This is a genomic window from Micromonospora sp. NPDC053740 (assembly GCF_040677775.1).
Lineage (GTDB): Bacteria > Actinomycetota > Actinomycetes > Mycobacteriales > Micromonosporaceae > Micromonospora > Micromonospora alfalfae.
Map to the genome: position 1 here is coordinate 57,834 of NZ_JBFASO010000002.1, position 20,989 is coordinate 78,822.

The following is a 20,989-nucleotide window of genomic DNA, read 5'->3' on the forward strand; positions in this document are numbered from 1 at the left end:
GCGTTGCCGAACTTCTGGCATCTTCTGTGAAACCGGCCACGGGACCGAGGCGGAAATGCCTGTGGGATCGGTACGGCGTAGCCTGGGAGCCGTCTAGTCCGTGCTCCTAATCGGGCGCGACGGACCCACCGCGTGCCACACAAACCCGCGTGAAAGAGGCGATTACCGGCCGTGTCGACCCAGCAGACTTCGCAGGAGAACCCACTGGCGGGTTTCGGCCCGAATGAGTGGATCGTCGAGGAGATGTACCAGCGTTACCTCGCCGACCCATCGAGCGTCGATTCGGCCTGGCACGACTTCTTCGCCGACTACCGACCGGCACCGGGAGCGGGCACCCCGCGCGGCGTCGAATCATCGGACAAGCCGGCCGCCGCCCCGGAACCGGACGGTCAGCCGGAGGCAGCCGCCACCGTCACCCAGCCGAAGGCCCCGGCCAAGCCGGCGACCGCGAGCAAGCCGGCCGCCGCCCAGCCGGCGTCGGCCAAGTCCGCCGCCCCGGCCACGCCGAAGGCCGCGCCGGAGAAGGCCGCTGCGGCCAAGCCGGCCGCCAAGGCCGCCGCGCCGAGTGCCGACGGCCCGCAGACCACGCCGTTGCGGGGCGTCGCGGCGAAGATCGTCCAGAACATGGACGCCTCGCTGAGCGTGCCCACCGCGACCAGCGTGCGCGCGGTCCCGGCCAAGCTGCTGGTGGACAACCGCATCGTGATCAACAACCACCTCGCCCGTGGGCGGGGCGGCAAGGTCAGCTTCACCCACCTGGTCGGCTACGCGTTGGTGCGCGCGCTGGTCCAGCACCCCGAGATGAACAACTCCTTCACCGAGGCCAACGGCAAGCCGGCGGTGCTCCGCCCGGCACACGTCAACCTCGGCATCGCGATCGACCTCGCCAAGCCCGACGGCAGCCGCAACCTGGTGGTCCCCTCCATCAAGGGCTGCGAGCAGATGGACTTCCGGCAGTTCTGGCAGGCGTACGAGGACGTGGTCCGACGGGCGCGGCGCAACGAGCTGACCATGGAGGACTACTCCGGCACCACGATCTCGCTGACCAACCCGGGCGGCATCGGCACCGTGCACTCGATGCCGCGGCTCATGCAGGGGCAGAGCGCGATCATCGGCGTCGGCGCGATGGAGTACCCGGCCCCCTACCAGGGGATGTCCGAGGCCACCCTCGCCGAGCTGGCGGTCAGCAAGATCATCACGCTGACCAGCACGTACGACCACCGGATCATCCAGGGCGCGCAGTCCGGCGAGTTCCTCAAGGTGATGCACGAGCTGATCCTGGGCGAGCACGGCTTCTACGACCAGATCTTCACCGCGCTGCGCATCCCGTACGAGCCGGTGCGCTGGATGCGCGACGTCGCTGTCAACTCCGAGGGTCAGATCAACAAGACCGCCCGGGTGCACGAGCTGATCCACGCGTACCGGGTGCGCGGTCACCTGATGGCCGACACCGACCCGCTGGAATTCAAGATCCGCAAGCACCCCGACCTGGACGTCCTCCAGCACGGGCTCACCCTGTGGGACCTGGACCGCGAGTTCCCGGTCAACGGCTTCGCCGGCCGGCAGCGGATGAAGCTGCGCGAGATCCTCGGCGTGCTGCGCGACTCGTACTGCCGCCGGGTCGGCATCGAGTACATGCACATCCAGGACCCGGAGGAGCGGCGCTGGGTCCAGGAACGGATCGAGCGCAAGTACGAGAAGCCGTCCGCCGACGAGCAGAAGCACGTGCTCAACCGGCTCAACGCCGCCGAGGCGTTCGAGACCTTCCTGCAGACGAAGTACGTCGGCCAGAAGCGCTTCTCGCTGGAGGGCGGCGAGTCGCTGATCCCGCTGCTCGGTGAGGTGCTGGAGTCCTCCGCCGAGAACGGGCTGGACGAGGTCGTCATCGGCATGGCCCACCGGGGTCGGCTCAACGTGCTGGCCAACATCGTCGGCAAGCCGTACGAGAAGATCTTCTCGGAGTTCGAAGGCCACCTGGACCCGCGCTCGACGCAGGGTTCCGGCGACGTGAAGTACCACCTGGGTCAGAACGGCAAGTTCACCACCCCCGACGGCGAGCACGCGGTCAAGGTGTCGGTGGTGGCCAACCCGTCGCACCTGGAGGCCGTCGACCCGGTGCTGGAGGGCATCGTCCGGGCCAAGCAGGACCGGATCGACCTCAAGCTGGAGGGCTACACCGTGCTGCCGCTGGCGGTGCACGGTGACGCCGCCTTCGCCGGACAGGGCGTGGTCGCCGAGACGCTCAACCTGTCGCAGCTGCGCGGCTACCGCACCGGCGGCACCGTGCACGTGGTGGTCAACAACCAGGTCGGCTTCACCACCGCCCCGGAGTACAGCCGGTCCAGCCTCTACAGCACCGACGTGGCCCGGATGATCCAGGCCCCGATCTTCCACGTCAACGGCGACGACCCGGAGGCAGTGGTCCGGGTGGCCCGGCTGGCCTTCGAATACCGGCAGACGTTCAACAAGGACGTCGTGATCGACATGGTCTGCTACCGCCGGCGCGGGCACAACGAGGGCGACGACCCGTCGATGTCCAACCCCCAGATGTACAAGATCATTGACTCGAAGCGCTCGGTCCGCAAGCTCTACACCGAGGAGCTGATCGGTCGCGGCGACATCACGGTGGAAGACGCGGAGGAGCTGCTGCGCGACTACCAGGCGCAGCTGGAGAAGGTCTTCAAGGCCACCCGGGACGCCGCCTCGGCACCGCGCCAGCTCAACCGGCCGCGCCGCGAGGAGGAGCCGGAGCCGCAGGTCGACACCGCCACCGACGCGTCGGTGGTCAAGGCCATCGGCGAGGCGCACATCAACCTGCCGGAGGGCTTCACACCGCACAAGCGGATCCAGCAGCTGCTGGACCGGCGGGCCAAGATGTCAGTCGAGGGCAACATCGACTGGGGCTTCGGCGAGATCATCGCGCTCGGGGCGCTTCTGCACGACGGGGTCACCGTCCGGCTCGCCGGACAGGACTCTCGTCGCGGCACGTTCGTCCAGCGGCACGCCTCCGTCGTCGACTCCCGCACCGGCGACGACTACCTGCCGCTGAAGTCGCTCACCGGCGACGGCGACCGCTCCCGGTTCTTCGTACACGACTCGCTGCTCAGCGAGTACGCGGCGATGGGCTTCGAGTACGGCTACTCGGTGGAGAACATCAACGCCCTCGTCGCCTGGGAGGCCCAGTTCGGCGACTTCGTCAACGGCGCCCAGTCGGTGATCGACGAGTTCATCTCGTCCGGTGAGGTGAAGTGGGGCCAGCGCTCCGCCATCACCCTGCTGCTGCCGCACGGCCACGAGGGTCAGGGCCCGGACCACACCTCCGGTCGGCCGGAGCGGTTCCTGCAGATGTGCGCCGAGGACAACATGCGGGTGTCCATCCCGACGACCCCGGCGAACTACTTCCATCTGCTGCGCCGCCAGGCCCTGTCGCCCAAGCGCAAGCCACTGGTGGTGTTCACGCCGAAGTCGCTGCTGCGGCACAAGCTCTGCGTCTCGTCGGTGGAGGACTTCACCACCGGCACCTTCCAGCCGGTGCTGCGCGACACTGCCGCCCCGGCGCCGGAGGCGGTGAAGCGGGTGCTGCTCTGCTCCGGCAAGGTCTACTACGACCTGTTCCAGGCCCGGCAGGAGCGTGGCGTCACCGACACCGCGATCCTCCGGCTGGAGCAGCTGTACCCGCTGCCGGTGGAGGAGATCCGGGCCGCCCTCGCGCAGTTCCCGAACGCCGAGGACTTCGCCTGGGTGCAGGAGGAGCCGGCCAACCAGGGCGGCTGGTCGTTCGTCGCGCTCAACCTGCTGGAGCACCTCACTGACGTTCGGCTGCGGCGGATCTCCCGCCCGGCCGCGGCCGCCCCGGCGGTCGGCTCGGCCAAGACCCACGAGGTCGAGCAGAACGCGCTGATCGAGGCGGCTCTCCCCCGCCCGTGACCTGACCTGAGCACGGATGCCGGGGTAGGGCCGTTTCACCACGGTCCTGCCCCGGCTCTCGTAGGTCCCGCCGGTCCACCCGCCGGCCGTTTGACCATCCACCCAGCACCCGCCCGGCCCGAGCCGGGCCGAGCACAAGGACGTACCCATGTACTTCACCGACCGTGGCATCGAGGAGCTGGTCGAGCGCCGGGGCGAAGAGCAGGTGACCCTTGAGTGGCTCGGCGAGCGCCTGCGCGACTTCGTCGACCTCAACCCCGACTTCGAAACCCCCATCGAGCGCCTGGCCACCTACCTGGCCCGCCTGGACGACCCCGACGACGAAGACGCCTAGCCCCCTGCCCCCGCCCCCCACCCGGGTGATCATGAAGTTGTCCGCGCGTGTCGTCGGCGTGTCGGGCGATAGCTTCATGATCACCGGGGTGAAGGGTGGGGCCGGCAGGGCCGGAGGGCCCGGGTGGTGGGCCTTGCGATCTTCTAGGGTGGGGCTGTGGCCCGAAGTGTGTATCTGACGAGCGTGGGGTCCGGCGGGGGCAAGTCGACGATCGCCCTCGGGTTGGCGGAGTTGCTGTCCCGCCAGGTCGGGCGGATCGGCGTGTTCCGGCCGTTGGTGGCCGACAGCGGCCAGGACCCGATCCTCGCCCTGCTGAGCGAGCGCTACCGGGTCGAGGTGCCGTTGTCTGAACTGGCCGGGGCGAGCTACGCCGAGGCGTCGGCGCTGGTCGCCGACGGCCGACGGGAGCAGCTCATCTCCGCCATCGTCGAGCGCTACCGGGCGGTGGAACGGCAGTGCCCGGCCGTGGTGGTGGTGGGCAGTGACTTCGACGAGCCGGGCGACCCGGCCCACCCCCGGGAACTGGCCTTCAACGCCCGGCTGGCCACCGAGTTCGGCAGCGTGGTGGTGCCGGTGGTGGACGGCTTCGGGCAGGAGCCGGCCGCGGTCGCGTCGGCGATGCGGGGGGCGTACCACGATCTGGCCGACCTCGGCGCAACGGTGCTCGCGGTGATCGCCAACCGGGTCACCGAGCCGATGACGCTGCCCGATCTGCCGGTCCCCGCGTACGCCATCCCGGAGGTGCCGAGCGTGTCAGCGCCGACGGTGGCGGAGGTGGCGGCGGCGCTCGACGCCACCCTGCTGGCCGGGGATGACACCGCGCTCGGTCGCGACGTGCTGGACTTCGTGGTCGGCGCGGCGCACGTGCCGACCCTGCTGGGCCACCTCACCGAGGGCGCCCTGGTGATCACGCCCGGGGACCGGGCCGACCTGCTCGTCGCCGCGAGCGCCGCGCACGTGGCCGGGCAGGTGTCGGTGTCCGGGCTGGTACTCACCCTCGGCGAGCAGCCCGACCCCAGGGTCATGCGGCTGGTGGAGGGACTCAACACCGGGTTGGCGGTGCTCTCAGTACGCAGCGACAGCTACGACACGGTGGCCGCGTCCAGTCGCATCGAGGGCCGACCCAGCGCGACCAATCCCCGCAAGGTGGAGGCCGCGCTCGGCGCGTTCGAGCGCTGTGTGGACACCGACGACCTGGCCCGTCGGCTGCGGGTCAGCCGGTCGGCGCGGGTCACGCCACTGATGTTCGAGAACGAGCTGATCGACCGTGCCCGCTCGAAGCCCCGGCACCTGGTGTTGCCGGAGGGCACCGACGAGCGGATCCTGCGCGCGGCGGAGATCCTGCTACGCCGTGGGGTGGCCGAGCTGACGGTGCTCGGCCGGCCGGACGACATCGCCCGACGCACCCGGGAGTTGGGCATCGACCTCGGCGACGTGCAGGTGGTCGACCCGGGCACCAGCGAGTGGCGTGACGACTTCGCCGCCGAGTACGCCCGGCTGCGCGCCCACCGGGGCGTCACCGCCGAGTTGGCGCACGACCTCGTCGCGCAGCCCAACTACTTCGGCACGCTGATGGTGGCCACCGGCCGAGCCGACGGCATGGTCTCCGGCGCTACGCACACCACCGCCGCGACCATCCGACCGGCGTTCGAGATCATCCGTACGCTGCCGGACGTCTCGGTGGCCTCCAGCGTCTTCTTCATGCTGCTCGCCGACCGGGTGCTGGTCTACGGCGACTGCGCTGTCAACCGCGACCCGGACGCGGCCCAGCTCGCCGACATCGCGATCTCGTCGGCCGACACCGCCGCCCGGTTCGGCATCGAACCCCGCGTGGCGATGCTGTCGTACTCGACAGGCAGCTCCGGGGCGGGCGCGGACGTGGAGAAGGTCGCCGCGGCCACCGCGCTGGTCCGGGAGCGCCGGCCCGACCTGCTGGTCGAGGGGCCCATCCAGTACGACGCGGCGATCGACCCGGCGGTGGCGGCCACGAAGCTGCCCGACAGCCCCGTCGCAGGGCACGCCACTGTCTTCATCTTCCCGGACCTGAACACCGGCAACAACACGTACAAGGCGGTGCAGCGCTCGGCCGGGGCGGTCGCCGTCGGCCCGGTCATGCAGGGCCTGCGGCGGCCGGTCAACGACCTGTCGCGGGGCGCCACGGTGCCGGACATCGTCAACACTGTGGCGATCACCGCCATCCAGGCGGCCACCAAGGAGGCGTCGTGAGTCGGGTGCTGGTGCTCAACTGTGGGTCGTCGTCGGTGAAGTGGCGCCACTACGACGGGGACCGGGTGCTCGACCAGGGCACTGTGGAGCGGGTCGGTGAGCCCGGTGGCGGCCCGGCGGACCACACCGAGGCGGTCCGGCAGATCCTGGACGGACTGGACCTGACCGGGCTGGCGGCGGTCGGACACCGGGTGGTGCACGGTGGCCGGACGTTCAGCGCGCCGGTGCTTGTCGACGACGCGGTGCTGGCCGCGATCAAGGATCTGGTGCCGCTCGCCCCGCTGCACAACCCGGCCAACCTGGCCGGCATCGAAGTGGCCCGTGCGGCGCTGCCGGACGTCCCGCAGGTCGCCGTCTTCGACACCGCGTTCCACCACACCCTGCCGGAGGCCGCCGCGACGTACGCGATCGACCGGGACACCGCCGAGCGGTACGACATCCGTCGGTACGGCTTCCACGGCACCTCACACGCGTACGTGTCCCGGCGCACCGCCGAGCTGCTGGGCCGTCCGTACGAGCAGGTCAACACGATCACCCTGCACCTGGGTAACGGGGCCAGCGCCTGCGCGGTGGCGAACGGTCGCAGCGTCGCCACCTCGATGGGGATGTCCCCGTTGCAGGGGCTGGTGATGGGGACCCGCAGCGGCGACGTGGACCCCACAGTGATCTTCCACCTGCGCCGGGAGGGTGGGCTGTCGGTGGACGACATCGACGACCTGCTCAACCACCGCAGCGGCCTGCTCGGGCTGACCGGTGTCAACGACATGCGCGAGGTGCTCGAACGCCGGGCGTCCGGTGACCGGGCGGCGGCGTTGGCCTTCGACGTGTACTGCCGGCGCATCACCGAGTACGTCGGGGCGTACTACGCGCTGCTCGGTCGGGTCGACGCGATCGCCTTCACCGCCGGGGTCGGCGAGCACGCCGCGCCGGTGCGGGCCGCCGCGCTGGCCGGCCTGGGCCGGCTCGGCATCGCCGTGGACGACGCCCGCAACGACGGCACGGGCGACCGGTTGATCTCGCCCGACGGCGCCGAGGTGAGCGTCTGCGTCATCCGCACCGACGAGGAGCGGGAAATCGCCCGGCAGACCCGGGACGTGGTCGGGGCGGCCTGACGCCACTGAGGCGCGCACCCCCGGGAGGCCCGAGGGTGCGCGCGTGTCGGTAGAGCCCGTTCAGTGCCGGCGCCAGCGCCAGCCAGGCGACCCGGTCAGCCGGTCGCCAGCCAGGCGACGAGTGCCACCAGCACCACGACGACCACTGCCGCACCGATGATCAGCGGCAGGCGGGACGGGGCCTCCGTCGGCGCCGCGGTCTCCGGCGTCTGGTTGAAGGCGCGGAACGCCTCGGTGTTGCCGCTGGGGTCCGTGTAGTTCTCAGGCATGTCGGTGACAGTAGCGAAGCTGGCCACGCGGCACCGTCCCCGGCCCGCTGCGTCCCAGGGGTGGGCCCGGCCGGCGGAGGTGACCCGACCGGGTGGCGGGCGTACCCGGTCCGGGCGGCGGGGCCGTCACGCCCGCCCGGGCACCTACCGTTGAACGATGGGGGCGGGTCGCGCGCCCCCTGCCGGCCCGACCGGCACCGGTACGGTCGTCTGGTGGACGAGCTTGCGCGCCGGCAGTTGGCGAGCATCGCCGAGGTCATCGCGGTGACCGGGGCGGACGGCATCCCGGTCTGGCTGCGCGGCGGCTGGGCGATGGACTTCCAGTTCGGCGCGGTGACCCGCCCGCACGTCGACATCGACTGGTACTGCTGGCGCGACGACGCCGATCGGCTGGCCAACCTGCTGCTGGCCCGGGGTTGGCTTCCCGACCCGCGGGTCCCGGTGGAGTCGCAGCTCGACCTGTTCGCCGCCGACGTGGAGGTCAGCTTCGCGTACCTGGGTCGCGATGCCTCCGGCCGACCGACGGTGGGTGCCGGGCCCTGGGCCGGCACCCCGCTGCCAGCCGGGATGCTGGACGCCCCACCCGGCCGAATCGGCCCGCTCAGAGTGCCGACCATCTCGGTGGCGGCCCAGATCGAGTTCAAGCAGATGTACCCGGTCTGGATGCCGGAACGCCCCCGCCGCCCGAAGGACGCCCACGACCTGGCCCGACTGCGCGCACTCGGCCCGGCCTGCGCTACCGGTTGAACTGTGGGTGAGCGGATGGGCACGCCACGCCGAACCCGGCCGGGCACGTCTGCGTGGCAAGGCACAATCGGATTCATGTCGCGTCGCATCGCTCCCGCACTGATGGCCAGCGCCGTCCTCGTGGCCGGTCTGGTCGGCTGCTCGGCGGACGCCAGGAAGACCGAGGGCCAGCAGGCACCCGTCGAACCACCGCCCGCCGCCACGCCGACACCGCAGGTGCCCGCCGGCAAGGCCCCGCAGCGCGCCTTCGCGGTCGGCGTACGCCAGCTCAAGCTGGACCGGGACGGCCGTGCGCTGCCGACGACGCTCTGGTACCCGGCGGCCGGGCAGTCCGGCGGCAAGGCCAAGCGGTCGGCGACGGCGGCGGAGGGCCGCTTCCCGGTGGTGATGTTCAGTCACGGCCTGGGTGGGCGGCCGGACGACTACGCCACGCTGCTGACCCGCTGGGCGGCGGCGGGTTTCGTGGTGGCCGCGCCGACGTTCCCGCACACCTCGCGGGGCGCTGACAACAACGTCCTCGACGTGCTCAACCAACCCGCCGACGTGTCGTACGCGTTGGACCAGGTGCTGGCGTTGGACGGCACTGCCGGAGACGCGTTGCGTGGCCGGTTGGACGGCGAGCGGGTGGCCGCAGCCGGGCACTCGGCGGGTGGGGTGACCACCATCGGCCTGTTCACCGCGAGCCGGGACGAGCGGCTGGACGCGGGTGTGGTGTTCGCCGGCACGGCGCTCGGCGTGGGCACCGCGTTCGCCGGTGCGGCAGCACCGCAGCTGTTCGTGCACGGTGAGTTGGACGAGGTGGTCGAGTACGCGGCGGGCAAGGCCGCGTACGACAAGGTGCCCTGGCCGAAGGCGATGCTGAGCCTGCCCAAGGGCGACCACGGGCGGGCGCTGCTCAGTGACGGCGCGACGCTGCGGGTCGTCTCGGACACGTCTGTCGAGTTCCTGCGCTGGTCGCTCTACGGCGACGCGGACGCCAGGAAGCGCATCCCCACCGACGCGACGCGCGGCGACATCGCCACCTTCGACGACCACCTCTGACGTCCCGCCCACGCCGCCACCCCCGGGCGCTCCGACCCCTGAAGATCACCCAGTAACCAGGAAATAGTGGCCTCCGACGACGCGGAGACCACTATTTCCATGATGTTGTGCGATCTTGCGGGGCGGGGCGGGGCCGGGCGGGGCGGGGCGGGGCCGGGCGGGGCGGGGCCGGGCGCGCGGGCCGCGCGTCAGGCGGTGTGGTCGATGACGACCTTGCCGAAGGCGTCCCCGGAGTGCAGTCGAGCGAAGGCGTCCTCGACCCGGCTGAACGGGATGACGCTGTCCACCACCGGGCGCACCTCGTTGTCGGAGCAGAACGCCAGCAGCTCGTACAGCTCGCCGGGCGTGCCCATCGAGGTGCCCAGGATCTCCAGTTGCATGGCGAAGACCCGGCGCAGGTTGACCGACGGCTCGTGCCCGGCGGTCGCGCCGGAGACCACGATCCGGGCCATCGGCGCTGCCGACTTCAGCGAGTGGTCGAAGGTGGCCGCGCCGACCGTCTCGATCACCACGTCCACCCGCTCCGGCAGCCGGGCGCCGGGCTCCACGGCGATGGCGCCGAGGGCCGAGATCCGGTCCCGCTTGACGGCGTCGCGGCTGGTCGCGTACACCCGCTTGCCCATCGCGACGGCGAGCGCGACGGCCGCGGTGGCCACGCCGCCGCCCGCCCCCTGGACCAGCACGCTGTCGGCGTCCGCGACGCGGCCCTTGGTGGTCAGCATCCGCCACGCGGTCAGCCAGGCCGTGGGCAGGCACGCCGCGTCGGTCGCCGCCATGCCGTCGGGCAGCGGAATCAGATTCGATCGGGGTACGGCCACCCGCTCGGCGAGCGTCCCGGCGAAGTGCTCGGAGAGGATGGAAACCCCACGCGGGTCACCCGGTGTGACGACCACCGGGTACACGACCACCGGGCGGCCCTCCGGGTCCAACCCGACCGCGTCGCAGCCGAGGATCATCGGCAGCTGGGCCTCGGTGAGACCCACCCCGCGCAGCGACCAGAGGTCGTGGTGGTTGAGCGAGGTGGCCCGCAACTGCACGGTCACCCAGTCGTCGGCCGGAGGGGTCGGCTCGGGCCGCTCGCCGACGGTGAGCGCGGCGAGCGGGTCGGCGTCGTCGAAACGGGAGGCAAAGGCAGCACGCATGATCGGCACGGTAACAAGCTGAGCGCTCGTTAAGAAGCTGTGCGCGTAGGCCAGCGGCGCATGCTGCGCCGGAGCGCCCCTGGCCCACGCGTGCGCGCAGGCCGGCGGCGCATACTGCGCCGGATCACCCGCCAGCTCACGCGTGCGCTCACCGGCGGCGCCGGAGCGCCCCGGTCGACGCGTGCGCCTACCGTCGGGCGACGCCGTCGCGGCGGGCGGCTTCGGCGACCGCCTCGGCCACGGCCGGCGCGACGCGCGGGTCGAGCGGGGACGGGACGATCGCGTCGGCGGTCAGGGACTCCGCCACCACACCGGCGATGGCGTCCGCGGCGGCGACCTTCATCGCCTCGGTGATCCGGGTGGCACCGGCATCCAGCGCGCCGCGGAACACCCCGGGGAAGGCCAGCACGTTGTTGATCTGGTTGGGGTAGTCGCTGCGCCCGGTGGCGACCACCGCGACGTGCCGGGCGGCCACCTCGGGGTGCACCTCGGGGGTCGGGTTCGCCAGCGCGAACACGATCCCGCCGGGTGCCATCCCGGCCACCGCGGCCTCGGGGATCTGCCCGCCGGAGACCCCGACCAGCACGTCCGCGTCGCGCAACGCCTCGGTGATGTCGCCGTGGCGGCCGTCGGCGTTCGTGCTCGCCGCCAGCTCGGCCTTGGTGCCGGTCAGCTCGGTGCGGTGCCGGCCGATGATCCCCTTGGAGTCACAGACCACCACCTGGTCGGGGTTGACGCCCCCGGCGATCAGCATCTTCGTCACGGCCACGCCGGCCGCGCCCGCGCCACTCACCGCCACCCGCAGGTCGCCGAGCTTGCGGTCGAGCAACATCGCGGCGTTGCGCAGCGCGGCCAGCACCACTATCGCAGTGCCGTGCTGGTCGTCGTGGAAGACCGGGATGTCCAGCGCCTCGTCGAGCCGACGCTCGATCTCGAAGCAGCGCGGCGCGCTGATGTCCTCCAGGTTGATCCCACCGAACGAGGGGGCCAGCGCCCGCACCACAGCGACGATCTCGTCCACGTCCTGGGTGTCCAGGCAGACCGGCACCGCGTCCACCCCGGCGAACTGCTTGAACAGCACCGCCTTGCCCTCCATCACCGGCAGCGCGGCCCGGGGACCGATGTTGCCCAGCCCGAGCACCGCCGAGCCGTCGGTGACCACCGCGACCGTGTGCGACACCCAGGTGTACTCGTCAACCAGGGCAGGGTCGGCGGCGATCGCCTCACACACCCGGGCCACCCCCGGGGTGTACGCCAGGGAGAGGTCCTCCCGGCTGGTGAGCGGCACTGTCGAGGTGACGGCCATCTTGCCGCCCCGGTGCAGCAGGAAGACGGGATCAGCGGGGTCCACGGTGGACGAAGACATGGTGGTGACTCCAGGATCTGTCGAGCAGATGTGAGGCGGCCGGCCCCGCCGCGAGGTGGGCGGCGAGCTGTGGCACGCGGTGCGGGGGGTCACCCGGGCACTTTCCGAGCATAGTGTCGGCACCACCCCCCGGATGTGAGCAGGGTCATAACTGACGACGAGGTACCCGTCCGGGGCGCGGCCAGTAGCGGGCCACCACCCGTCCGCGTACGTCGGCCACCCCGTACGCCCGGGAGTCGTCGGTGATCAGGTCGTTGTCGCCGCGCAGCCACCAGCCGCCGTCCTGCGGCCGGACCGCACGCTTCACCACCAGCAGATCGGGCCGGGTCCGGAAGACCGCGACCACCACGTCGCCGGCTCGGATCGGGCGGCCGCCGGGACGGACCAACACCGCGTCGCCGTGTCGCAGGGTCGGGGCCATGGACGGGCCGGTCACCAGAACGGCGGTCAGTGGCCCCCGCAACCGGGGCACCTCAGCCGGGTGATCGGCGACCACTGGTTTCACCTCCACCCGGTTCGGGGAGCATCCCCAGGAGTAATGTCGCCTTTGATCATCGCAAACTTCCCATGGAGGATCCCGATGCGACTTCCGCGCATCCTTGCGCCCCGCGTCACCGCGAGCGCTCACTGCGACCTGCCGTGCGGTGTCTACGACCCGGCTCAGGCCCGGATCGAGGCCGAGTCGGTCAAAATGATCTGCGAGAAGTACCAGTCGAACACCGACCCGGAGTTCCGCACCCGCGCCGTCATCATCAAGGAGCAGCGCGCCGAGCTGGTCAAGCACCACCTCTGGGTGCTGTGGACCGACTACTTCAAGCCGCCGCACTTCGAGAAGTACCCGAACCTGCACAGCCTGTTCAACGAGGCCACCAAGCTCGCCGGCGCCGGTGGCGTCAAGGGCAGCCTCGACCCGGCCACCGCCGACAAGCTGCTCGCGAAGATCGACGAGATCTCGAAGATCTTCTGGGAGACCAAGAAGGCGTGACCTCTCCGGTCATCCCGACGATCCGGCCGGCACGTCCCGAGGACGTGCCGGCCGTCGTCGCCATGGTGCACGAGTTGGCCGAGTACGAGCGCGCCCCGGAGCAGTGCCACCTCACCACGGAGCAGCTGACCTCGGCCCTGTTCGCCACTGCTCCCCCAGGTCGTGACCTGCGGTCGGACGCGCCGAGCTGGAGCGGTGGTACGACCGCCCCGGCGCTCTTCGGTCACGTCGCGGTGGACGAGCACGACGAGCCGGTCGGCTTCGCGCTGTGGTTCCTCAACTTCTCCACCTGGGCCGGCGTGCACGGCATCCACCTGGAGGACCTCTACGTCCGGCCGGCCGCACGGGGCACCGGCGCCGGTCGACTGCTGCTCGCCGCGCTGGCCGACATCTGCGTACGACGCGGCTACCAGCGGCTCGAGTGGTCGATGATCGACTGGAATCCGGCCGCCGGCTTCTACGCCTCGGTCGGCGCCGAACAGATGAGCGAGTGGGTTCCCTACCGGCTCAGCGACGCCGCGCTCCGCGAGCTGGCCGAGCACGCCACCACCGCCGGCACGCGTATGGGCGACTGACCGGGTAGAGTCCCCGACCGGGGGGATGAGGCGTGACTCAACTGACTGGCCAGCCAGCGACCGACGACGACGTGGTGCACCTCACTGTGCCTGCCGACGGCGGTTACCTCGGCGTGCTCCGCACCGCCACCGCCGGTCTCGCGGCCCGGTTGCAGTTCGCGCTCGACGAGATCGAGGATCTACGGATCGCTGTCGACGAGGCGTGCGCCATGCTGCTCGCCATCGCCACCCGCGACGCCGAGTTGGAGTGCCGCTTCGCGGTCACCGAGGATGCGCTGACCGTCGAGGTGACGGTGCCGACAGTGCGCGGTGCCACGCTGCCCGCCGAGTCGTCCTTCGCCTGGAAGGTGCTCACCGCGCTGACCACCTCGGCGTCCGCCACCTCCGCCGGCGATCGGGCCACGATCGCGCTGCTCACCCGCCGCTCCGGCGGCTACTGACCGATCCGACCCACCGGCGCTGTCACTCGAAGCCGAGGGCGCGGGTCGTCGGAGGGCAGATCAGCAGCCAGGCCACGCCCAGGCCGAGCGCCATCAGCGGCACGCCCAGCCAGCCCAGGCCGGCCTGGATCATGAACCACCCGATCGGCAGCAGCATCAGCTGAAGCACTATCGCGGGGGCTCGTGCGCCCGCCTGACGGCGTAGCAGCGCGCGACCCAGGGCCCAGAGCACGACGGCCGCCCCGATGGCGAACACGGTCACCAGCAATGCCGCCAGCAGGTCGGTGCGGGTGGCAGTGAGATCGGCCCAGACCAGCCAGACGGCGATCAGCCCGACGACGGCCGCCTCCGCCCACAGCAGCCGGACCGCCCAGCGGAGCGTGACGGGGATCGGGTCCGAGTCGATGGTCACGCGCGCCACGATACCCGGGCTGCCGGAAGGTACAGTGCCGCCCATGCGGGCCGTCCTGGTGGTCAATCCGAAGGCCACCACCACCAGCGAACGCAGCCGGGACGTGCTCGTCCGGGCGCTGCGCAGCGAAGTCGATCTCAGTGTGCGCTACACCCGTCGCCGTGGACACGCCGTGGCGTTGGCCCGGGAGGCAGCCGCTGAGGGCGTCGACCTGGTCGTCACCCTGGGTGGCGACGGCACTGTGAACGAGGTGGTGAACGGCCTGATGACTGCCGAACCGCCGACTCGCGGCGGCGACGCGCCGATGGCCGAGCGACTGCCCGCGTTGGCGACCGTCCCCGGTGGCTCGACGAACGTGTTCGCCCGCGCTGTGGGTCTGCCCCGGGAGTGGCCGGAGGCGACCAGCATGATCCTGGAAGGGCTGCGGCTGGGCCGGAGCCGGACGGTGGGGCTGGGCCTCGCCGACGACCGCTACTTCACCTTCTGCGCCGGCTTCGGCCTGGACGCCGCGGTGATCCACCGGGTGGAGCAGGCCCGGCGGAAGGGGCGGGTCTCCACGCCGTCGCTCTATCTGCGTTCGATCATGAATCAGTACTTCTTCGCCTCGGACCGGCGGCACCCGGCGATCGTCCTGGAGCGTCCGGGTGAGCCGGCGGAGGCCGAGCTGGCCACCGTCATCATCCAGAACACGGCACCGTGGACGTACCTGGGCGACCGGGAGGTCAACCCGAACCCGGCGGCGTCGTTCGATCTCGGGCTGGATGTGCTGGCGTTGCGTCAGCTCCGGGTGGCTAGCACAACACGGACAGTGACGCAGTTCCTGTCCCGGCAACCGGATCCACGCGGCCGGCAGGTGTTACGACTCCATGACGCGGCGGAGTTCACGCTGGTCTCCAGCCGTCCGCAGGCGTTCCAGCTCGACGGGGACTATCTCGGCGAGCGGGAGAAAGTCAGATTCACCTCCGTTCCGGCCGCACTGAGAGTAATCTGCTAGGTCTCGGGTACTGCCCTTGGTCGAAGCGGTGGCCACAACCGGCCGACACGGTCGCCGCCACACCGAGGACAGGTGCCGGAAATGTCAGCAATGTCACGCGGACTGTACTATATTGATCCTCGACTGTGGCACGGCGGGTAACCAGGAAAGCACTGGTATCCGGACAAATGGGTTGTGGTCTTGCTCACCGCCCGGAGTTTTTCCGAGCGTCACCCTTGACATCACGACTGTTCGTGAAAGTATTCACAAGCGAACTTGAGTTACCGGGACAGTGCCTGGATATGCTCGGCAGGTTGAGCTGTTCCAGCAGGTCCCCGGCACTAACTGCCTGCTCACGCACTGCCGAATGGACAGACGCTAACTGTCACCATCGGCACGCGGATGCATATAGGAAAAGCACGACCAAGCAATTGTTGCCACCCATCCAGAATGAGGAGTGTTGCCGCCATGGACTGGCGTCACCATAGTGTCTGCCGTGACGAGGACCCGGAGCTGTTCTTCCCGATCGGGACGTCCGGTCCGGCTCTCCTGCAGGTCGAGCAGGCCAAGGCCGTCTGCAGGCGCTGCTCCGTGACCGACCAGTGCCTGCAGTGGGCACTCGAGTCAGGTCAGGACGCTGGCGTCTGGGGTGGAATGAGCGAAGAGGAGCGGCGCGCCGTCAAGCGGCGCGGCGGTCTCCGGGTGTTGCGCGCTCACTCCGCCTGATTCCCAACACACAGCCGTACGCCCCGGTGGGTCCGCCCGCCGGGGCGTCCTGCTGTCCGGCACCGGATCAGCAGTGCCGGCACGGGTCAGCCGGTGGACGCCAGCACCGGCCGGCCGTCGACCCGACGCAGCACCAACTCGACCAACTCCGGCGCGTCGGTCAACGGCGCGGCCACCGCCACCGCACCCGCCGCCCCGGCCGCCTCGGTCACCGCGTCGTGGAACAGCCCCGGCGCCAGGAAGTACGCGGACACCGCGACCCGGCGCGCGCCGGACGCCCGCAACCGGGACACCGCCACACCGGCAGCCGGTGGAGCCGCCGACGCGTACGCCACCCGGCAGGGCACCCCGAACTCCACACCGAGCGCGTCGGCGACCCGGCCCACCGATCGCCGCGCCCGCGCGTCCCTGGTGCCCGCCGCAGCCAGCACCAACGCGTCGAAACGACCCGGACGCGTCTCACCCAGCCGTCGACACAGCCCGGCCAGCAGCCCCGGATCGGGCGTGTCGTCCGCCGGGCCGAGCACATCGGTCACCCGTACCGACAGCTGTGGCCCGGACCGCGCCGCCGCGGCGACCGCCGCCGGAATGTCCACCCGATGGTGGTACGCGGCGGTCAGCAGCAACGGCACCAGCACCGCCCGACGGTGACCGGCCACGGCCAGGTCGCGCAGCACCTCGGTCGGCCCCGGCTCGGTGTGGTCCAGCCAACTCGCCCACACCGGTGTGCCCGGCCGGGCCGCCGACACCGCCCGAGCCAGCGCCCGGGTGGCATCGGCCGCCCGTGGGTCACGGCTGCCGTGCGCGACCAGCACCACCGGGTCCGCCCCGCCAGCCGCACCGAGGCCGGTCAGGTGCGTCGCCGGGGAGGTCAGACGTGCAGCCCGCACTCGGTCTTCTCGAACATGGCCCACCGGCCGGCCCGCGCGTCCTCGCCGGCCTTCGTACGGCGGGTGCACGGCCAGCAGCCGATCGACCCGTAACCCTGCTTGAACAGCTCGTTGACGGGCACGTTGAACCGGGCGATGTAGGAGTCCACGTCCTTCTGCGACCAGGCCGCGATCGGGTTGACCTTGACCTTGCCCCGACGCGCGTCGAAGGTCACCACCGGTGTGTTGGCCCGGCTCGGCGACTCGTCCCGGCGCAGACCGGCAGCCCAGGCGTCGTACCCGGTCAGCGCCCGCTCCAGCGGCTCCACCTTGCGCAACTGGCAGCAGTCGTCCGGCGACTTGTTGAACAGCCGGGGGCCGTACTGGCCGTCCTGCTGGCCGACGGTGAGCCGGGGCCGGATGGACCGGACGTTCACCGGCAGCGTCCGGGCGACCTCGTCGCGTACCCGCAGCGTCTCGGGGAAGTGCAGGCCGGTGTCGAGGAAGACCACGTCCACCCCGGGGGCCACCCGGGAGACCAGGTGCGCCAGCACGGCGTCGGCCATCGAGCTGGTCACGCAGAACCGCTCACCGAAGGTCTGCGCCGCCCAGCGGGCGATCTCCAGTGCCGGGGCGCCTTCCAGGTCCCGAGCGGCCTGCTCGGCCAGGGACCGCAGCTCGTCCGGGTCGCGCCGGGCCGGGTCGGCCGGCGTCGAGCCGCCCGGGCCCACCAGGCGCAGGCTCGCGGCCGAGACGAGACTCATGAGGTCACCGCCCGACTCAGCAACCCGGTGAACTTCACCGAGAAGACCCGGGTGCAGGCGTGGCACTCCCAGGCGCCGTGACCCGCCTCGTGCGGCCGCAGGTCCTCCTCGCCGCAGTACGGGCAGTACAGAGGTGCCGCTCGGTTCTCGCTGCTCACCGCAGTTCCTCCTCGTCGACTCTGATCACCCAGTTGGCGAACGTCTCGCCCTCGCTCCGACCGGCCAGGTAGCGACGGGCCAGCCGTTCCACGTACTCCGGAAGTTCGTCGGCGGTGGTCTTCAGGCCGCGAAGCTTGCGGCCGAAACCGGCGGTCTGCCCCTGGGCCATGCCCAACCCGCCGCCCAGGTGCACCTGGAAGCCCTCGACCTGTTGGCCGTCCGGTCCGACCACCAGTTGACCCTTGAGCCCGATGTCGGCCACCTGGGTGCGTGCGCACGCGTTCGGGCAGCCGTTGATGTGGATCGAGATGTCCGCGTCGAAGTCGCGCAGCCGCTGCTCCAGCCGGGCCACCAACTCCTCGCCGCGGGCTTTCGTCTCGACGATGGCGAGCTTGCAGTACTCGATGCCGGTGCACGCCATCGTGCCGCGCCGCCAGGCCGACGGCCGGGCCTCCAGACCGATCCCGCGTAGCGCGTCGACAAGCGACTCCGTCCGCTCCGACGGCACGTCGAGCACCAGCAGCTTCTGGTACGGGGTGAGCCGCACCCGGTCGCTGCCGTGCGCCTCGACCACGTCGGCCAACTGGCTGAGCTGCGCGCCAGAGACCCGCCCGACCACCGGGGCCGCGCCCACGTAGTGCCGCCCGTCGGCCTGCTCGTGCACGCCCACGTGGTCGATCGGCTTCGACGGCAGGCTCGGCGCCGGGCCGTCGAGCAGCGTACGACCGAGGTAGTCCTTCTCCAGGACCTCACGGAAGCGCTCCACGCCCCAGTCGGCCACCAGGAACTTCAGCCGGGCGCGGTTGCGCAGTCGGCGGTAGCCGTAGTCGCGGAAGATCCCGACCACCCCGGCCCACACGTCCGGCACCTCGGACAGCGGCACCCAGACGCCGAGCCGCTTGGCGAGCATCGGGTTGGTGGCAAGGCCTCCGCCGACCCAGACGTCGAAGCCGGGGCCGTGCTCGGGGTGGTCGACGCCGAGGAAGGCGATGTCGTTCGACTCGTACGGGGTGTCCACCAGCCAGGAGATCGACGTCTTGAACTTGCGGGGCAGGTTGGAGAACTGCTTGTCGCCGATGTACCGGGAGACGATCTCGTCGATCGCCGGGGTCGGGTCGAGCAGCTCGTCGCGGGCCACCCCGGCGACCGGGCTGCCCAGCACGATCCGTGGGCAGTCGCCGCACGCCTCGGTGGTCTGCAGGCCTACCGATTCCAACCGACGCCAGATCTCCGGCATGTCCTCGACCCGGATCCAGTGGTACTGGATGTTCTGCCGGTCGGTGATGTCGGCGGTGTCCCGCGCGAACTCCCGGGAGATGTCCGCGATCACCCGCAGCTGGGCCAGGCTGAGCTGGCCGCCGTCGATGCGGACCCGGAGCATGAAGAACTCGTCCTCCAGCTCGTGCGGCTCCAGCACGGCGGTGCGTCCGCCGTCGATGCCCGCCTTGCGCTGGGTGTAGAGGCCCCACCAGCGGAACCGGCCCCGCAGGTCCTGCGGGTCGATGGAGGCGAAGCCGCCGTGCGCGTAGATGTTCTCGATGCGGGCCCGGACGTTGAGCGGGTCGTCGTCCTTCTTGATCCGCTCGTTGGGGTTGAGCGGCTCGCGGTGGCCGAGCGCCCACTGACCCTCACCCCGTGGCCGGCGCGGCGCTCGGGTCGGGCGAGCCGTCGGGTCCTCGGAACGGGCCGGGATGCTGCTGACCGCCATCGCGGCGTCCTCCGTTGTCTGCTGTGCCTCGGGATACGCGGGGCGCGGCGGCCGGCCCGGCGAAGCGGGCGGGACAACGGTGTCTGAGACAGCCGGCGCGGAGCGCGCCCGAGACAGATTGGTCGGGCGTCGTCAGTAGGCCGGACAGATCGCGCTGCGCACGCGGCCGTAATCGACGTGGCGACGTGCCACGAAGCGGCGGACGACTGCGGCGGTCATGGGCCCATGCTGCCACACCCCAAGGGGGCCGGCCAATGTCCACGTGCTGGATCCCACATCACGGGCCGAGGCTCAGCCGACCAGCTGGTCACCGAGGATAGTTCGGGCATAACGCACCACCCGCCCCTGTCGTACGCCGGCGATCAGGCCGTTGTCCCGCAACGTGGTGAGGTGGTGCGACGCCGTCGCCGGCGCGAGACCCAGCATCGCGGCCACCTCGCCGGTGCTCAGCGGCGAGTCCAGCAGGGACAGCGCCGCCGCCCGGGTACCGCCGAGCAGGGCGCCCAGCGCCGCGCTGGGCGGGGGCGAATCCCACAGCCCGCCCAGCCCGGTCGGCGGATAGCAGAGGGCGGGCCCGCCGTCGCCCTCCATGATCGCGTGCACAGTCGGCCCGGAGAACGCGGTGGGCAGCAGCGTCCACGGGCGCCCGTCCAGATCGGCCGGCACTGTCGTGCCGACGGCGACCCGCAGCGCCGCGCCGTCCCAGCGGATCAACGGGTGCACCTCGCGCAGCAGGGTGCGCCCGCCCTGCTCGGCGGCGAGCAGCGTCCGCCGCCGGATGTCGGCCAGCGCGAGCGCCCGCAGCCGGGGCCAGTCCGGTGCGATCAGCACTGTGAAGTACCTGTGGAGTTGGGCGACCAACTCGTCCGAGGTCAGCCGGGGTGCGCCGGCCCGCTCCAGTTGCCGGCGCATCCGGGACGGGTCGGTGCCGGCGACCGCCCGCAGCTCGGCGGCCAGGTTCGGTGCCACTCCGATCGGGGTGAGGAAATCCGGCACGTAACCGTTGGACGGCCTGAGCACCGCCAACAGCGGTTCCAGGCCGGCGTCCGGCAGCAGCCGCTCCGCGCGTTGCCGCCACGGACGGTGCATCCAGTACTTCTCCGGCTTGCGTAACGCCCAGGAGCTGGCCACCAGCTCGGCCAGGGGCGAGTGCACGAACCGGACCCGGCTCAGGTCGTCGGGCGAGAACCGAACCTCGATCACCCACGGATTCG

21 protein-coding genes are annotated in these 20,989 nt (G+C 71.3%); 11 read left to right on the forward strand and 10 right to left on the reverse strand.

Annotated features, from left to right (window positions below):
• The first annotated feature begins 171 nt into the window (after nucleotides 1-171).
• The 4 genes from AB0K35_RS04800 to AB0K35_RS04815 all read left to right on the forward strand — a co-directional run bounded on the left by AB0K35_RS04800 (nucleotide 172) and on the right by AB0K35_RS04815 (nucleotide 7,599).
• Nucleotides 172-3,927: a multifunctional oxoglutarate decarboxylase/oxoglutarate dehydrogenase thiamine pyrophosphate-binding subunit/dihydrolipoyllysine-residue succinyltransferase subunit gene (locus AB0K35_RS04800; protein ID WP_363883832.1), complete on the forward strand. Its 3,756-nt coding sequence runs from the start codon at nucleotides 172-174 to the stop codon at nucleotides 3,925-3,927.
• 148 nt (nucleotides 3,928-4,075) lie between these two features.
• Entirely contained in the window at nucleotides 4,076-4,261 is a 186-nt protein-coding gene (locus AB0K35_RS04805) for a DUF6104 family protein (RefSeq protein WP_030490374.1), read from the forward strand.
• 156 nt (nucleotides 4,262-4,417) lie between these two features.
• Complete coding sequence (gene pta / locus AB0K35_RS04810) at nucleotides 4,418-6,487, forward strand: phosphate acetyltransferase (protein ID WP_363883834.1); 2,070 nt, start codon at nucleotides 4,418-4,420, stop codon at nucleotides 6,485-6,487.
• Complete coding sequence (locus AB0K35_RS04815; RefSeq protein WP_363883836.1) at nucleotides 6,484-7,599, forward strand: acetate kinase; 1,116 nt, start codon at nucleotides 6,484-6,486, stop codon at nucleotides 7,597-7,599. Before pta ends, AB0K35_RS04815 begins: the two co-directional genes overlap by 4 nt.
• Nucleotides 7,600-7,694: 95 nt before the next feature.
• Here the strand turns inward: AB0K35_RS04815 and AB0K35_RS04820 are convergent, their stop codons facing one another.
• Nucleotides 7,695-7,868 (reverse strand): hypothetical protein, encoded by a 174-nt coding sequence (locus AB0K35_RS04820; protein ID WP_167362491.1) that lies wholly within the window; start codon nucleotides 7,866-7,868, stop codon nucleotides 7,695-7,697.
• 213 nt (nucleotides 7,869-8,081) lie between these two features.
• Here AB0K35_RS04820 and AB0K35_RS04825 point away from each other — a divergent pair, with 213 nt between their 5' ends.
• Both AB0K35_RS04825 and AB0K35_RS04830 read left to right on the forward strand, forming a co-directional pair.
• Nucleotides 8,082-8,615 (forward strand): aminoglycoside adenylyltransferase, encoded by a 534-nt coding sequence (locus AB0K35_RS04825; protein WP_363883838.1) that lies wholly within the window; start codon nucleotides 8,082-8,084, stop codon nucleotides 8,613-8,615.
• A gap of 75 nt (nucleotides 8,616-8,690) precedes the next feature.
• Nucleotides 8,691-9,656, forward strand: a complete 966-nt coding sequence (locus tag AB0K35_RS04830; RefSeq protein ID WP_363883840.1) for a chlorophyllase — start codon at nucleotides 8,691-8,693, stop codon at nucleotides 9,654-9,656.
• A 188-nt stretch (nucleotides 9,657-9,844) separates the two neighbouring features.
• On the opposite strand, the gene AB0K35_RS04835 is transcribed toward AB0K35_RS04830, so the two are convergent.
• From AB0K35_RS04835 to AB0K35_RS04845, 3 genes are all read right to left on the reverse strand, one after another.
• Complete coding sequence (locus AB0K35_RS04835) at nucleotides 9,845-10,807, reverse strand: zinc-binding dehydrogenase (RefSeq protein WP_112583659.1); 963 nt, start codon at nucleotides 10,805-10,807, stop codon at nucleotides 9,845-9,847.
• A 178-nt stretch (nucleotides 10,808-10,985) separates the two neighbouring features.
• Nucleotides 10,986-12,164, reverse strand: a complete 1,179-nt coding sequence (locus AB0K35_RS04840) for an NADP-dependent malic enzyme (RefSeq protein ID WP_238668179.1) — start codon at nucleotides 12,162-12,164, stop codon at nucleotides 10,986-10,988.
• Nucleotides 12,165-12,309: 145 nt separating this feature from the next.
• Nucleotides 12,310-12,660, reverse strand: a complete 351-nt coding sequence (locus AB0K35_RS04845; RefSeq protein WP_238668180.1) for a S24/S26 family peptidase — start codon at nucleotides 12,658-12,660, stop codon at nucleotides 12,310-12,312.
• An 84-nt stretch (nucleotides 12,661-12,744) separates the two neighbouring features.
• Between AB0K35_RS04845 and sodN the strand changes: the two genes are divergently transcribed.
• Genes sodN through AB0K35_RS04860 form a run of 3 tightly spaced genes read left to right on the forward strand, consistent with a single transcriptional unit; the run spans nucleotide 12,745 to nucleotide 14,164 of the window.
• Nucleotides 12,745-13,149 carry a superoxide dismutase, Ni gene (sodN, locus tag AB0K35_RS04850; RefSeq protein WP_030490383.1) on the forward strand — a complete coding sequence of 135 codons (405 nt, stop codon included), beginning with the start codon at nucleotides 12,745-12,747 and terminating at the stop codon, nucleotides 13,147-13,149.
• Nucleotides 13,146-13,724 carry a GNAT family N-acetyltransferase gene (locus AB0K35_RS04855; protein WP_238668181.1) on the forward strand — a complete coding sequence of 193 codons (579 nt, stop codon included), beginning with the start codon at nucleotides 13,146-13,148 and terminating at the stop codon, nucleotides 13,722-13,724. Before sodN ends, AB0K35_RS04855 begins: the two co-directional genes overlap by 4 nt.
• Before the next feature lie 32 nt (nucleotides 13,725-13,756).
• Complete coding sequence (locus AB0K35_RS04860; protein WP_238668182.1) at nucleotides 13,757-14,164, forward strand: ATP-binding protein; 408 nt, start codon at nucleotides 13,757-13,759, stop codon at nucleotides 14,162-14,164.
• 22 nt (nucleotides 14,165-14,186) lie between these two features.
• On the opposite strand, the gene AB0K35_RS04865 is transcribed toward AB0K35_RS04860, so the two are convergent.
• Nucleotides 14,187-14,576, reverse strand: coding sequence for a hypothetical protein (locus AB0K35_RS04865; protein WP_238659528.1), 390 nt, complete (start codon nucleotides 14,574-14,576; stop codon nucleotides 14,187-14,189).
• A 43-nt stretch (nucleotides 14,577-14,619) separates the two neighbouring features.
• On the opposite strand from AB0K35_RS04865, the gene AB0K35_RS04870 reads away from it, so the two are divergent.
• Nucleotides 14,620-15,570, forward strand: a complete 951-nt coding sequence (locus AB0K35_RS04870; protein WP_238668183.1) for a diacylglycerol kinase family protein — start codon at nucleotides 14,620-14,622, stop codon at nucleotides 15,568-15,570.
• A gap of 447 nt (nucleotides 15,571-16,017) precedes the next feature.
• A complete protein-coding gene (locus AB0K35_RS04875) occupies nucleotides 16,018-16,275 on the forward strand; it encodes a WhiB family transcriptional regulator (RefSeq protein ID WP_088950012.1) in 258 nt (85 codons plus the stop codon).
• An 86-nt stretch (nucleotides 16,276-16,361) separates the two neighbouring features.
• Here the strand turns inward: AB0K35_RS04875 and AB0K35_RS04880 are convergent, their stop codons facing one another.
• From AB0K35_RS04880 to AB0K35_RS04900, 5 genes are all read right to left on the reverse strand, one after another.
• A complete protein-coding gene (locus AB0K35_RS04880; RefSeq protein ID WP_363884484.1) occupies nucleotides 16,362-17,129 on the reverse strand; it encodes a CbiX/SirB N-terminal domain-containing protein in 768 nt (255 codons plus the stop codon).
• Nucleotides 17,130-17,146: 17 nt separating this feature from the next.
• On the reverse strand, nucleotides 17,147-17,908 hold the full coding sequence (locus AB0K35_RS04885) for a phosphoadenylyl-sulfate reductase (protein WP_238668184.1): 762 nt from the start codon (nucleotides 17,906-17,908) through the stop codon (nucleotides 17,147-17,149).
• Nucleotides 17,905-18,066 (reverse strand): hypothetical protein, encoded by a 162-nt coding sequence (locus AB0K35_RS04890; RefSeq protein WP_165435836.1) that lies wholly within the window; start codon nucleotides 18,064-18,066, stop codon nucleotides 17,905-17,907. The genes AB0K35_RS04885 and AB0K35_RS04890 overlap by 4 nt, the downstream gene beginning before the upstream one ends.
• The gene (locus AB0K35_RS04895; RefSeq protein WP_363883845.1) at nucleotides 18,063-19,775 is read right to left on the reverse strand and encodes a nitrite/sulfite reductase; all 1,713 of its coding nucleotides are present in this window, start codon (nucleotides 19,773-19,775) and stop codon (nucleotides 18,063-18,065) included. Before AB0K35_RS04895 ends, AB0K35_RS04890 begins: the two co-directional genes overlap by 4 nt.
• 291 nt (nucleotides 19,776-20,066) lie before the next feature.
• Nucleotides 20,067-20,978, reverse strand: a complete 912-nt coding sequence (locus tag AB0K35_RS04900) for an ArsR family transcriptional regulator (protein ID WP_363883847.1) — start codon at nucleotides 20,976-20,978, stop codon at nucleotides 20,067-20,069.
• Between the last annotated feature and the right edge of the window lie 11 nt (nucleotides 20,979-20,989).

Bases quoted from the DNA above. Each gene is read 5' to 3' on its own strand.
- AB0K35_RS04805 (WP_030490374.1), top strand. From the start codon at position 4,076: ATGTACTTCACCGACCGTGGCATCGAGGAGCTGGTCGAGCGCCGGGGC.
- AB0K35_RS04820 (WP_167362491.1), bottom strand. From the start codon at position 7,868: ATGCCTGAGAACTACACGGACCCCAGCGGCAACACCGAGGCGTTCCGC.
- AB0K35_RS04830 (WP_363883840.1), top strand. From the start codon at position 8,691: ATGTCGCGTCGCATCGCTCCCGCACTGATGGCCAGCGCCGTCCTCGTG.
- AB0K35_RS04840 (WP_238668179.1), bottom strand. From the start codon at position 12,164: ATGTCTTCGTCCACCGTGGACCCCGCTGATCCCGTCTTCCTGCTGCAC.
- sodN (WP_030490383.1), top strand. From the start codon at position 12,745: ATGCGACTTCCGCGCATCCTTGCGCCCCGCGTCACCGCGAGCGCTCAC.
- AB0K35_RS04870 (WP_238668183.1), top strand. From the start codon at position 14,620: ATGCGGGCCGTCCTGGTGGTCAATCCGAAGGCCACCACCACCAGCGAA.
- AB0K35_RS04875 (WP_088950012.1), top strand. From the start codon at position 16,018: ATGGACTGGCGTCACCATAGTGTCTGCCGTGACGAGGACCCGGAGCTG.
- AB0K35_RS04885 (WP_238668184.1), bottom strand. From the start codon at position 17,908: ATGAGTCTCGTCTCGGCCGCGAGCCTGCGCCTGGTGGGCCCGGGCGGC.
- AB0K35_RS04895 (WP_363883845.1), bottom strand. From the start codon at position 19,775: ATGGCGGTCAGCAGCATCCCGGCCCGTTCCGAGGACCCGACGGCTCGC.